The organism is Streptomyces sp. SM10, from assembly GCF_002910915.1.
GTDB lineage: Bacteria > Actinomycetota > Actinomycetes > Streptomycetales > Streptomycetaceae > Streptomyces.
The window spans coordinates 65,557-78,013 of the sequence record NZ_NEUF01000100.1; the positions used below are offsets into that span (position 1 = coordinate 65,557).

12 protein-coding genes are annotated in these 12,457 nt (G+C 69.7%); 10 read left to right on the forward strand and 2 right to left on the reverse strand.

What is annotated here, in order from left to right:
- Positions 1–41 precede the first annotated feature (41 nt).
- From B9S57_RS15060 to pstB, 10 genes are all read left to right on the forward strand, one after another.
- Entirely contained in the window at positions 42–452 is a 411-nt protein-coding gene (locus B9S57_RS15060; protein WP_103516078.1) for a GntR family transcriptional regulator, read from the forward strand.
- Complete coding sequence (locus B9S57_RS15065) at positions 449–1,345, forward strand: ABC transporter ATP-binding protein (RefSeq protein WP_103516079.1); 897 nt, start codon at positions 449–451, stop codon at positions 1,343–1,345. The genes B9S57_RS15060 and B9S57_RS15065 overlap by 4 nt, the downstream gene beginning before the upstream one ends.
- A complete protein-coding gene (locus B9S57_RS15070) occupies positions 1,342–2,331 on the forward strand; it encodes a hypothetical protein (RefSeq protein WP_103516080.1) in 990 nt (329 codons plus the stop codon). Before B9S57_RS15065 ends, B9S57_RS15070 begins: the two co-directional genes overlap by 4 nt.
- A 271-nt stretch (positions 2,332–2,602) precedes the next feature.
- Positions 2,603–4,849 (forward strand): RNA degradosome polyphosphate kinase, encoded by a 2,247-nt coding sequence (locus B9S57_RS15075; RefSeq protein ID WP_103516081.1) that lies wholly within the window; start codon positions 2,603–2,605, stop codon positions 4,847–4,849.
- Positions 4,836–5,834 (forward strand): CHAD domain-containing protein, encoded by a 999-nt coding sequence (locus B9S57_RS15080; protein ID WP_103516126.1) that lies wholly within the window; start codon positions 4,836–4,838, stop codon positions 5,832–5,834. Before B9S57_RS15075 ends, B9S57_RS15080 begins: the two co-directional genes overlap by 14 nt.
- The gene (locus B9S57_RS15085; RefSeq protein WP_103516082.1) at positions 5,831–6,241 is read left to right on the forward strand and encodes an NUDIX hydrolase; all 411 of its coding nucleotides are present in this window, start codon (positions 5,831–5,833) and stop codon (positions 6,239–6,241) included. Before B9S57_RS15080 ends, B9S57_RS15085 begins: the two co-directional genes overlap by 4 nt.
- 279 nt (positions 6,242–6,520) lie before the next feature.
- Positions 6,521–7,654 (forward strand): phosphate ABC transporter substrate-binding protein PstS, encoded by a 1,134-nt coding sequence (gene pstS, locus B9S57_RS15090; RefSeq protein WP_103516083.1) that lies wholly within the window; start codon positions 6,521–6,523, stop codon positions 7,652–7,654.
- A gap of 135 nt (positions 7,655–7,789) precedes the next feature.
- On the forward strand, positions 7,790–8,782 hold the full coding sequence (gene pstC, locus B9S57_RS15095) for a phosphate ABC transporter permease subunit PstC (protein WP_103516084.1): 993 nt from the start codon (positions 7,790–7,792) through the stop codon (positions 8,780–8,782).
- Positions 8,779–9,867 (forward strand): phosphate ABC transporter permease PstA, encoded by a 1,089-nt coding sequence (pstA, locus tag B9S57_RS15100; protein WP_103516085.1) that lies wholly within the window; start codon positions 8,779–8,781, stop codon positions 9,865–9,867. The genes pstC and pstA overlap by 4 nt, the downstream gene beginning before the upstream one ends.
- 27 nt (positions 9,868–9,894) lie before the next feature.
- Positions 9,895–10,671: a phosphate ABC transporter ATP-binding protein PstB gene (gene pstB, locus B9S57_RS15105; protein WP_103516086.1), complete on the forward strand. Its 777-nt coding sequence runs from the start codon at positions 9,895–9,897 to the stop codon at positions 10,669–10,671.
- 108 nt (positions 10,672–10,779) lie between these two features.
- Here the strand turns inward: pstB and B9S57_RS15110 are convergent, their stop codons facing one another.
- A complete protein-coding gene (locus B9S57_RS15110; protein WP_103516087.1) occupies positions 10,780–11,778 on the reverse strand; it encodes an inorganic phosphate transporter in 999 nt (332 codons plus the stop codon).
- A 5-nt stretch (positions 11,779–11,783) separates the two neighbouring features.
- Positions 11,784–12,404 carry a DUF47 domain-containing protein gene (locus tag B9S57_RS15115; RefSeq protein WP_103516088.1) on the reverse strand — a complete coding sequence of 207 codons (621 nt, stop codon included), beginning with the start codon at positions 12,402–12,404 and terminating at the stop codon, positions 11,784–11,786.
- Positions 12,405–12,457: the final 53 nt, after the last annotated feature.

Sequence of the window (12,457 nt, forward strand, 5' to 3'; positions counted from 1 at the left end):
GTCACCCTTTCACTACTCAATTAGTGAAAGGGTGGTGAACCATGGCAGAGCCTGCAGCGGTCGAGTTCCGCATCGACCGGCGCAGCGGCGTCGCCACCTACCTCCAGATCGTGCAGCAGACCAAGCAGGCGCTCCGCCTGGGTGTGCTGGAGCCGGGCGACCGGTTGCCCACGGCCCGCGAGGTCGTCGAGGCCACCGCGATCAATCCGAACACCGTGCTCAAGGCGTACCGCGAGCTGGAGCGCGAAGGGCTCGTCGAGGCCCGCCGCGGCCTCGGCACCTTCGTCCGCCGCACCCTCGGCAGCGCGGCGGTCACCACCGACCCACCGCTGCGCGCCGAACTGACCGAATGGACCCGCAGGGCACGCGCCGCCGGACTCGACCGGGACGACATGAGCGCGCTCTTCAACGACGTACTGGACAGCACATCCAAGGGGGAACCGCACTCATGACAGGTGCCGCGATCGAGGCGTACGGCCTTGGTCTGACCTACGGACGACGACGGCGACGGACCGCTCTGCGCGACTGCTCCTTCCGGCTGCCCGCCGGGCGGATCTGCGCCCTCGTCGGGCCCAACGGCGCGGGGAAGTCCACCCTGCTCTCGCTGGCGGCGGGGCTGCTCCGCCCCACGGAGGGGACGGTGCGGGTGCTCGGCACCACGCCGGCCGGGGCTCGCACCCGCATCGCGTACGTATCGCAGGACAAGCCGCTGTACCAGCAGCTGACCGTGGCGGACACCCTGTGGGCCGGCGCCCAGCTGAATCCGGCGGCCTGGGACAGCGACACCGCCGAGCGGATCGCCGATCCGCTCCCCTCGGAGGCCAGGGTCAAGTCCCTCTCCGGTGGCCAGCGCACCCGCCTCGCCCTGGCGCTCGCGCTGGGCAAGCGGCCCGAACTGATGCTGCTGGACGAGCCGATGTCCGACCTCGACCCGCTCGCCCGCCATCAGTTGATGGGTGTCCTGATGGCCGAGGCGGTGGAACACGGGACCACGATCGTCATGTCCTCGCACATCCTCACCGAGCTGGAGGGCGCCTGCGACTACCTCCTCCTCGTGGACGGCGGCCGGATACGGCTGGGCGGCGAGAGCGACGACATCGTCTCCGCGCATGCCCTGCTCACCGGCCAGGCGGGGGACCTCGCCCCGCACACGGTGGTCGAGTCGCGCACGACGGGACGTCAGCTGACGGCACTCGTCCGCCCCGAGGGGCCGGTGGACCGCACCGCCTGGGACGTCACGGAACCTTCGCTGGAGGAACTGCTGCTCGCCCACCTCCGCTGCCCGGACGCCCCGCCGCTGCTGACCCCCAGTGCCGATGCCCGTGAGGAGGTGACGGCGGCATGAGCACCACCCTCACAACGGCCCCGCTGCGCGCACCGGTCCGTGTCCTCGTACGCCAGCACCGGTGGGCGATGTGGATCGTGGGCGGAGCCGCCGTCGCCGTTGCCCTCGGTGTGATCGCCGTCGCGATGCGGTCGTCCCAGGTCACCGATGCATTCCAGGCGACCGGATGCCGGTTCTACGCTGAGGGCGAGACCCAGGCCTGCATGCAGACGAGCCGCAACTACGCGGACAGCATGAACCTGTACTCAGGCCTGTTCAACAACGTCGCCCTCGGCCTCACCGTGCTACCCGTCCTCCTCGGCGCCTTCGTCGCAGGCCCGCTGGTCGCCAGGGAACTGGAGAGCGGCACCTTCAGGATGGCCTGGACCCAGTCCGTGGCGCCCAGCCGCTGGCTCATCGCCAGGCTCGCCGTACCCACCATCGGGCTGATGGCCGCATCAGCCGTCCTGGCGCTCCTCCACTGGGCGCGCACCAGGGAGGCAACGGATCCGTACCCGGTCCAATGGTTCGAAGTCCAGGTCTTCCCCACCATGGGCGTGATCCTGCCCGCGTACATTCTGTTCGCCGTGTGCACCGGGGCGCTCATCGGCCTGCTGATTCGCCGGGCCTTCATCGCCCTGACCGTGTCCGCGCTCACTACCGGTACGGTGACCATCGCCTTCGGCGCCTACCTGCGCGCCTACCTCTGGCCCCGCACCACGGTGGACGGCCAGGGGCCTGGGGAGGAGAACGCCTGGATGGTGGAGAGCGGATACCTCACCAGCGGCGGCGAGAGGGTGTCGCCACCCGATTCCTGCTTCCCCACCGCCCCCGGTGAAAGCTGGACGCAGTGCCTCACCGACCACGACATCACCGGCAGCTATGTCGACTACCACCCCGCCTCCCACTTCTGGCCCCTCCAGCTCGTCGAGACCGGCATCCTGCTCGCCCTCGCGGCCCTGGCCCTCGCGCTCGCCTTCCGCGTCCTGCGCCGGCTCCACGGCTGACCGAGGCGCCCCTGTCCGGGCCCCGGGGGGAGTCCGGGCAGGGGGTTCACCTACGGTGACGACGGGACAGCACCGCAGTCACACCGCTTCCTGTACGTCATGTCATCGTTACCGGCCATTCAGACGGCCTTGCGACCCTCACGGGATGCAGCCAGCTGTGCCCACCCCCCGCAACGGGAGCGGCCCCGGTCCGGGGACCACTCCTGCTTCCTCCGCGATCTTTCTCGGCTCCGACGCGCCCGTGGAGCCGAACGCGCGGAAGAATAGGCCCATGAGCCAGCAGCCCAGCTCCGAGGTCCCGGTCCAGCCCGCCCAGCCGTCGGTCGGCTCCCTCGCCGCGCACCGGCCGCACGCCGTCGCGGGCTCGATGCCCGCAGGTCTGTCCACCGCCGCCGACCTGAACCCCGACCTGGACAACGATCCGGACGCCTACGAGCCCGAGGCGGAGGGCGACGAACTGCCGCAGGGCCGGTTCCTGGACCGGGAGCGCAGTTGGCTCGCGTTCAACGAACGCGTTCTGGAGCTCGCCGAGGATCCGGCCACGCCGCTACTCGAACGGGCTAACTTCCTCGCCATCTTCGCCTCGAACCTGGACGAGTTCTTCATGGTCCGGGTCGCCGGCCTCAAGCGCCGTATCGCGACCGGTGTCGCCACCCGGTCCGCGTCCGGGCTCCAGCCCCGCGAAGTGCTCGACCTGATCTGGACCCGCTCCCGCGAGCTCATGGCACGGCACGCCGCCTGCTACCAGCAGGACATCGCGCCCGCCCTGTCCGACGAGGGCATCCAGCTCGTCCGCTGGCCGGAGCTGACCGAGAAGGAGCAGGCCCGCCTCTTCACCTTCTTCCGGCAGCGGGTCTTCCCCGTGCTGACCCCGCTGGCCGTCGACCCCGCGCACCCGTTCCCGTACATCTCCGGGCTGTCGCTGAACCTCGCGGTCGTCGTGCGCAACCCCGTCAGCGGCCACCGGCACTTCGCCCGGGTCAAGGTGCCGCCGCTGCTCACCCGCTTCCTGGAGGCGTCCCCGCAGCGCTACGTCCCGATAGAGGACATCATCGCGGCGCACCTGGAGGAGCTCTTCCCGGGCATGGAGGTCCTCGCCCACCACATGTTCCGGGTCACCAGGAACGAGGACCTCGAAGTCGAGGAGGACGACGCCGAGAACCTCCTCCAGGCCCTGGAGAAGGAGCTCATGCGGCGCCGCTTCGGGCCGCCGGTCCGCCTGGAGGTCGAGGAGTCCATCGACCCGTACGTCCTGGACCTGCTCGTGCGCGAGCTGAAGATCTCCGAGACCGAGCTCTACCCGCTGCCGGGCCCGCTCGACCTCACCGGGCTGTTCGGCATCGCCTCGCTGGACCGGCCCGAGCTGAAGTACCCCAAGTTCATCGCCGGCACCCACCGCGACCTCGCCGAGGTCGAATCCGCCTCCGCACCGGACATCTTCGCCGCCCTGCGCGAGCGGGACGTCCTGCTCCACCACCCGTACGACTCCTTCTCCACCTCCGTCCAGGCCTTCCTGGAGCAGGCGGCGGGGGACCCGGACGTCCTCGCGATCAAGCAGACCCTCTACCGCACCTCCGGGGACTCTCCGATAGTCGACGCCCTCATCGACGCCGCCGAGTCCGGCAAGCAGGTCCTCGTCCTCGTCGAGATCAAGGCACGCTTCGACGAGCAGGCCAACATCAAGTGGGCCCGCAAGCTGGAGGAGTCCGGCTGCCACGTCGTCTACGGCCTCGTCGGCCTCAAGACCCACTGCAAGCTGTCGCTGGTCGTGCGGCAGGAGGGCGACACCCTGCGCCGCTACTCCCACGTCGGCACCGGCAACTACCACCCGAAGACGGCCCGGCTCTACGAGGACCTCGGCCTGCTGACCGCCGACCCGCAGGTCGGCGCCGACCTCTCCGACCTCTTCAACCGGCTCTCCGGCTACTCCCGTCGCGAGACCTACCGCAGGCTGCTGGTCGCCCCGAAATCCCTGCGCGACGGGCTGATCGCCCGGATCAACAAGGAGATCACCCACCAGCGCGCGGGCCGCCCCGCCTACGTACGCATCAAGGTCAACTCGATGGTCGACGAAGCGGTCATCGACGCCTGCTACCGGGCCGGGCAGGCCGGTGTGCCCGTCGACATCTGGGTACGCGGCATCTGCGCGATCCGCCCCGGCGTCAGCGGGCTCTCCGAGAACATCCGGGTCCGCTCGATACTGGGCCGCTTCCTCGAACACTCCCGGCTCTTCGCCTTCGGCAACGGCGGTGAGCCCGAAGTGTGGTTCGGCAGCGCCGACATGATGCACCGCAACCTCGACCGACGGATCGAAGCACTGGTCCGCGTCACCGACCCCGCGCATCGCGCCGCCCTCAGCAGGCTCCTGGAAACAGGAATGTCCGACACCACCACCTCCTGGCACCTGGGCCCCGACGGAAACTGGACCCGGCACTCCACGGACGCGGACGGACAGCCGCTGCGGCACGTACAAGAGATGCTCATTGACGCCCGGAGGCGCCGGCGTGCGACGCCCTGACCACCAGACGACGGCCCTCTCCGCCTCCGCGGAAGAGGTCCTCGCGCCCTACCTGCGCGACCAGGCCGCCGGCTTCCTGCGGGGCCTGCGGATGCACCGCGAGCACAGCGCCCCCGCGGACACCGGCACGCAGAGCGCCGACGAGGCCGCCCGCGCGCTCCGCCACGCGGCGCGCCGGATCAGCGGCACGCTGCACACCTTCCGCGGAGCGCTCGAACCCGCCTGGGCCGACCAGCTCCGCGGGGAACTGGCCTGGCTCTCCGGCACCCTGGCCCGCGAGCACGCGTACGCCACCCGGCTCGGCCGGCTCCTGGAAGCGCTGCACCAGCTCTCCGGTGCCTCCCTCCCGGCGGCCCGGCCCGCTCCGGGGAGCACCCCCTCCGGGAGCGACAAGGAGCGGGCGGCGCTCGGCGTCGGCGCCGCCCGGGCCGGAGCGCTCCTGGAGCGCCGGCTGACCCTCGCCCGCACCCGCGCCCACTCGGCGGCGCTCCAGGCGCTGGGCTCCTCCCGCTTCCACGCCGTCGCCGACGCCATCGCCCTGCTCGCCTCGGAGGTGCCGCTGGCGCCCTCGGCCGCCGAACCGGCGGAACGGGTCCTGCACGCTCCGGCGGAGCTGGCCGAGCAGTGCCTGCTGGACGCGGTGGCCGCCCTCCCGCCCGACGAGGCGGCGGAGCCGTACAACGAGGCCCACGACGCCCTCTGGCACCAGGCCCGCCTCCTGCTCCGGCTGCACCGGTACGCCCGCGAGATGCTGCGGGGCGCCCCCGATCCGGCCCTGGCCGGTCCGGGCCACGCGCTGGACCTGCACCGGGACGCGGCCGAGGCCGCCGCCGCGGCGGCGGCTGCCGCCCGCACCCCGCGCATCGCCCCGGCGACGGCGTACGCCCTCGGTGTCCTCCACGCCGACCAGCGCCACGAGGTGGAGGCGGCCCGCAGCGTGTTCCGGGAGACCTGGCCGTACGCGGCGGCCGTGAGCGCGCCATGAGCGATCTCGTCCTGGCGGCCGGCTGCGTGCTGTGGCGCCGGGCCCAGGTCGGCGGCGGCCTGGAGATCTGCCTGGTCCACAGACCCCGCTACGACGACTGGTCCTTCCCCAAGGGCAAGCTCAAGCGCGGCGAGAGCGCGAGGGAGGCCGCTCTGCGCGAGGTCCTGGAGGAGACCGGCCACCACTGCCTGCCGGGCACCTCCCTGCCGACGGCCCTGTACACCGCGAACGGGCGCCCCAAAGAGGTCAGCTACTGGGCGGCTGAGGCCACCGGCGGCGCCTTCGAGCCCAACGACGAGGTCGACCGGCTGGCCTGGCTCTCCCCCGAGGCCGCCCGGTCCCGCCTGAGCCGCCCGGGCGACCGTGTGCAGCTTGACGCCTTCCTGCAGACGGCCCCGCAGGCCTGACACCCGGACGCCCCGGCAGGACGGGCATTCGTCCGGGCGGGTCAGGCGCGTGGCCGAAAAGTGCCCCGGGTGTGCCCCGGCGCGCACCCCGCCGGGCCTGCGGAACCAGCCCGCCCGACACGGTTCACCTGCCGTTCACTCTCCCCCGTAGGCCGCGTCACCTGTTCTGCCTAATTTCGGACGTACCAGGTGCACGGCGCCACGCCGCCGCACCACCGCCCATCGCACGCCGCCTCGTCCCCACCAGCCGCGGCGGCTTCTGGAAGGAACTCCCCGAAAGTGAAGCTTCAGCGCAAGAACCGGCTTCGTGCCACCGCGCTCGGTGCCCTCGCCGTCTCCAGCGCCCTGGTCCTCACGGCGTGCGGTTCGGACGACAACACCGGCGCCGACGCGGACGGCGGCAAGACCACCACCGCGGCTTCGGACGTCAAGTGCGACGACGCCAAGGGCCAGCTGCGCGCTTCCGGGTCCAGCGCCCAGAAGAACGCGATGGACCTCTGGGTCAAGAACTACATGGCCGCCTGCTCCGGCGTGGAGATCAACTACAGCTCCTCCTCCTCCGGTGAGGGCATCGTCGCCTTCAACCAGGGCACCGTCGGCTTCGCCGGCTCGGACTCCGCGCTCAAGCCCGAAGAGGTCACCGAGTCGAAGAAGATCTGCAAGACCGGCCAGGGCATCAACCTCCCCATGGTCGGCGGCCCCATCGCGATCGGCTTCCACCTGGAAGGCGTCGACAGCCTGACGCTGGACGCCCCCACGCTCGCCAAGATCTTCGACAGCAAGATCAAGAAGTGGAACGACCCGGCGATCGCCAAGCTGAACGACGGCGTCGAGCTGCCGGACAAGGCCATCCAGGCCTTCCACCGCTCCGAGGACTCCGGCACCACGCAGAACCTCGGCAAGTACCTGGGCGCCGCGGCCCCGAGCGACTGGAAGTACGAGGCCGAGAAGAAGTGGCCGGCCTCCGGTGGCCAGGCCGCGTCCGGCTCCTCCGGCGTCGCCTCCCAGGTGAAGGCCGTCGACGGCTCCATCGGCTACTTCGAGCTCTCCTACGCCAAGTCACAGGAGATCACCACCGTCGACATCAACACCGGCGGTTCGGCCCCCGTCAAGGCCACCTCCGAGGACGCCTCCAAGGCCATCGCCGCCGCCAAGATCAAGGGCACCGGCAAGGACCTGGCGCTCGACCTCGACTACACGACCAAGGCCGAGGGCGCCTACCCGATCGTCCTGGTGACCTACGAGGTCGTCTGTGACACCGGCAACAAGGCCGACACCCTCGGCACCGTCAAGTCCTTCCTGACCTACACCTCCTCCGAGGAGGGCCAGAAGGTCCTGACCGACGCCGGCTACGCCCCGATCCCCGAGGCGATCAACGCCAAGGTCCGCGAGACCGTCGCCGGTCTCTCGTAACCACACCGCACGACCCGTACGCGCACAGGCGGGCCGGTCCGGCGCACCCCTCCGGACCGGCCCCCACCGCCCCACCCCATCCGGTGCACCGCCGCCAGGGGAGCCACTCGCTCCCCCACACAGACCGGAAAGACCATGGCTTCCACCACACCGCTCGACACCCCACCGGCTCCGCCGGTCACACGCGGCCGCCCCAAGTCCACCGGGCGTGCCGGCGACAAGATCTTCCTGGCCCTCTCCCGGGGCTCCGGCATCCTGCTGCTCGTGATCATGGCGTCGATCGCCCTGTTCCTCAGCTACCGCGCCGTCATCGCCATCTCGAAGGACGAGGGCAACTTCCTCACCACCTTCGACTGGAACCCGGCCGGTGACCCGCCGGTCTTCGGCATCGCGGTCCTGCTCTTCGGCACGGTCGTCAGCTCGATCATCGCGATGGCCATCGCGGTTCCGATCGCTGTCGGCATCGCCCTCTTCATCTCGCACTACGCGCCGCGCAAGCTGGCCGCCCCCATCGCCTACGTGGTCGACCTGCTCGCGGCGGTGCCCAGCATCGTCTACGGCATCTGGGGCGCCCTCGTCCTCGTCCCCTACCTCGAGGGCCTGAACTCCTGGCTCGACCAGTTCTTCGGCTGGACGTACATCTTCGAGAAGACCGAGGTCGGCGTCGCCCGCTCGCTCTTCACCGTCGGCATCCTGCTCGCGATCATGATCCTTCCGATCGTGACCAGCGTCAGCCGCGAGGTCTTCCTCCAGGTCCCGAAGATGAACGAGGAAGCCGCGCTCGCCCTCGGAGCCACCCGCTGGGAGGTCATCCGCCTCTCGGTGCTGCCCTTCGGCCGCTCCGGGATCATCTCGGCGTCGATGCTGGGCCTCGGCCGGGCGCTCGGCGAGACGATGGCCGTCGCCACGGTCCTGTCCCCGAGCTTCCTCATCTCGCTGCACGTGCTCAATCCGGGCGGCGGGACCTTCGCCCAGAACATCGCGGCCAAGTTCGGCGAGGCCGACGAATTCGGGCGCGACGCCCTGATCGCCTCCGGCCTCGTCCTCTTCGTCCTCACCCTGCTGGTCAACGGCGCGGCCCGGCTCATCATCGCCCGCCGCAAGGAGTACTCGGGGGCCAACGCATGAGCCACGCCACCACCACCGACGTCCAGGACAAGCGTCCCCGGACCTCGCCGGACCCCTCCGGGACCGGCCTCAGCAGCCGCAGCCTCCCGCGCTGGGCGCCGCTCGGCTTCGCCGCGGTGTCGATCGCGCTCGGTGTGGGCGTCTCCCTGGCCGCCGGCTGGCAGAGCCGCGTCCAGTGGGGCCTGATCTCCGCCCTGCTCTTCCTCGCCCTCTCGTACGTCGCGACGACCGTGGTCGAGAACCAGCGCCAGGCCAGGGACCGCCTCGCCACCAGCATCGTCTGGGTGTGCTTCCTGGTCGCGATCGTCCCGCTCGCCTCGCTCCTGTGGACCACGATCGCCCGCGGCTCCGAGCGCCTCGACGGCTACTTCCTCACCCACTCGATGGCCGGGGTCCTCGGCTCGGAGGACACCGGCGGTGTCTACCACGCGCTGATCGGCACCCTGGAGCAGGTCGGGATCGCCACGGTGATCTCCGCCCCGATCGGGCTGCTGACCGCGGTCTACCTCGTCGAGTACGGCAAGGGCGCGCTGGCCCGGTCCGTCACCTTCTTCGTCGACGTGATGACGGGCATCCCGTCCATCGTGGCCGGTCTCTTCATCCTGTCGATCATGCTGATCGCCAGCATCGAGCCGTCCGGCCTGATGGGCGCGCTGGCCCTGACGATCCTGATGATCCCCGTCGTGGTGCGCTCCACCGAGGAGATGCTCAAGCTCGTCCCCAACGAGCTCCGCGAGGCCTCCCTCGCCCTGGGCATCCCCAAGTGGCGCACCATCCTGAAGGTGGTCCTGCCCACCGCGATCGGCGGCATCACCACGGGCGTCATGCTCGCCATCGCCCGTATCGCGGGTGAGACGGCCCCGATCATCCTGCTGGTCTTCGGCAGCCAGCTGATCAACACGAACCCCTTCGAAGGCGCCCAGTCGTCGCTGCCGTTCTACATCTACGAGCAGTACAAGATCGGCGAGGCCGCGTCCTACGACCGCGCCTGGGCCGCTGCACTGGTGCTGATCGCCTTCGTCATGATCCTCAATCTGGTGGCCCGCGGCATCGCCCGCTGGAAGGCCCCGAAGACCGGCCGCTGAGGCCACGCAGAAAGCAGCTGATCTCCCATGGCCAAGCGCATCGACATCGGCGGACTCACCGCCTACTACAGCTCCCACAAGGCCATCGAGGACATCTCGATGACCGTGGAACCCCGCTCCGTGACGGCCTTCATCGGCCCGTCCGGCTGCGGCAAGTCCACCTTCCTGCGCACTCTGAACCGCATGCACGAGGTCACCCCCGGTGGCCGCGTCGAGGGCAAGGTGCTGCTGGACGACGAGAACCTCTACGGCGCGGGCGTCGACCCCGTCGCCGTGCGCCGCACGGTCGGCATGGTCTTCCAGCGCCCGAACCCCTTCCCGACGATGTCGATCTTCGACAACGTCGCGGCGGGCCTGCGGCTGAACGGCTCGTACCGCAAGAGCGAGCTGTCGGACATCGTCGAGAAGTCCCTCAAGGGCGCCAACCTCTGGAACGAGGTCAAGGACCGCCTGAACAAGCCGGGCTCCGGCCTCTCCGGCGGTCAGCAGCAGCGTCTGTGCATCGCCCGTGCCATCGCGGTCGAGCCGCAGGTGCTGCTGATGGACGAGCCGTGCTCGGCGCTCGACCCGATCTCGACCCTCGCCATCGAGGACCTGATCGGCGAGCTGAAGGAGCGCTTCACGATCGTCATCGTGACGCACAACATGCAGCAGGCGGCCCGCGTCTCGGACCGTACGGCGTTCTTCAACCTCTCGGCGGTGGGCAAGCCCGGCCGCCTCATCGAGATAGACGAGACGGAGCGGATCTTCTCCAACCCGTCGGTGCAGGCGACCGAGGACTACATCTCGGGCCGCTTCGGATAACCCAGGACGGCCTTGGGGTGCTGCATGGCGGTGCCACCGCAAGGCGAAGGGTCCGCCCCCGCTCTCCGGTGGAGAGCGGGGGCGGACCCATGCGGGGGAGGGCAGGGCCTACCCGAAGAGCAGTACGACGATGCCGTAGCTCAGCGCGGCGACCAGCGCCGCGGCCGGCATCGTGATGAACCACCCCATGATGATGTTCTTGGCGACGCCCCACCGCACGGCGTTCACCCGCTTCGTCGCGCCGACACCCATGATCGCGGAGGTGATCACGTGAGTCGTGGAGATCGGTGCGTGGAAGAGGAACGCAGAGCCGAACATGATCGACGCGCCGGTGGTCTCGGCCGCGAAGCCCTGCGGCGGGTCCAGCTCGATGATCTTCCGGCCGAGGGTGCGCATGATGCGCCATCCGCCCGCGTACGTACCGAGGGACAGCATCGCCGCACAGGCGATCTTCACCCACACCGGAATCTCGTCGTTCGGACCCTCGACATCGGCGATGACCAGGGCCAGCACCACGATGCCCATCGTCTTCTGCGCGTCCTGGAGGCCGTGGCCCAGCGCCATGCCGGCCGCCGAGACGGTCTGGGCTATCCGGAAGCCGCGCTTGGCCTTGTGCGGGTTGGACTTACGGAACATCCACAGGATGCCGACCATCACCAGATAGCCGACCACCAGTCCGACGACCGGGGAGACGAACATCGGGATGACGATCTTCTCCAGCACCCCGGACCAGATCACATCGGTCCCCCCGGCGAGCGCCGCCCCGACCATGCCGCCGAACAGCGCGTGCGAGGACGAGGAGGGCAGACCGAAGTACCAGGTGATCAGGTTCCAGATGATCGCGCCGACCAGCGCCGCGAAGAGGATGCCCATCCCCTTCTGTCCCTGGGGCGTGGCGATGATGCCTTCGCTGACGGTCTTGGCGACCCCCTGGCCCAGGAAGGCGCCGGCGAGGTTCATCACGGCGGCCATCGCCAGAGCCGCACGCGGGGTCAGCGCCCGGGTGGAGACCGAGGTGGCGATGGCGTTCGCCGAGTCGTGGAAGCCGTTCGTATACGTGAAGCCGAGCGCGACACCGATGGTCACGATCAGCGCAAAGGTGTCCACGAGGTTCAGGACTCCTTGACCGCGATGGTCTCCACCGTGTTGGCGACGTGCTCGAACGCGTCAGCCGCCTCTTCCAGCACGTCCACGATCTGCTTGAGCTTCAGCACCTCCATGGCGTCGTACTTGCCGTTGAAGAGCTGGGCCAGCAGCTTGCGGTGGATCTGGTCGGCCTGGTTCTCCAGGCGGTTGACCTCGATCCAGTACTCGGTGAGGTTGTCCATCGTCCGCAGACTCGGCATGGCCTCGGCGGTCAGTTCCGCCGCCCTGGCCAGGACCTCGATCTGCTGCTCGACACCCTTCGGGAGCTCCTCGACCTGGTACAGCACGACCAGGTCGACGGCCTCCTCCATGAAGTCCATGATGTCGTCGAGCGACGACGCGAGGTTGTAGATGTCCTCGCGGTCGAACGGCGTGATGAAGGAGGAGTTCAGCTGGTGGAAGATCGCGTGGGTGGCATCGTCCCCCGCGTGCTCCGCTGCCCGCATACGCTCCGCGATCTCGACTCGGGAGGCAGAATCCGCCCCGAGCAGTTCCATCAGGAGCTTCGAGCCCGTGACAATGTTGTCCGCGGATGCGGAGAACATGTCGTAGAAGCTCGTCTCCCTGGGGGTCAGACGAAAGCGCACGTGGGGTCCTCGGGGTGCTTTGGATTCGGTCAGGCTGATGCTAGGCGCATCAT

Coding starts and splice junctions, on each gene's coding strand:
- B9S57_RS15060 (WP_103516078.1), top strand. CDS start 42: ATGGCAGAGCCTGCAGCGGTCGAGTTCCGCATCGACCGGCGCAGCGGC.
- B9S57_RS15065 (WP_103516079.1), top strand. CDS start 449: ATGACAGGTGCCGCGATCGAGGCGTACGGCCTTGGTCTGACCTACGGA.
- B9S57_RS15070 (WP_103516080.1), top strand. CDS start 1,342: ATGAGCACCACCCTCACAACGGCCCCGCTGCGCGCACCGGTCCGTGTC.
- B9S57_RS15075 (WP_103516081.1), top strand. CDS start 2,603: ATGAGCCAGCAGCCCAGCTCCGAGGTCCCGGTCCAGCCCGCCCAGCCG.
- B9S57_RS15085 (WP_103516082.1), top strand. CDS start 5,831: ATGAGCGATCTCGTCCTGGCGGCCGGCTGCGTGCTGTGGCGCCGGGCC.
- pstC (WP_103516084.1), top strand. CDS start 7,790: ATGGCTTCCACCACACCGCTCGACACCCCACCGGCTCCGCCGGTCACA.
- pstA (WP_103516085.1), top strand. CDS start 8,779: ATGAGCCACGCCACCACCACCGACGTCCAGGACAAGCGTCCCCGGACC.
- pstB (WP_103516086.1), top strand. CDS start 9,895: ATGGCCAAGCGCATCGACATCGGCGGACTCACCGCCTACTACAGCTCC.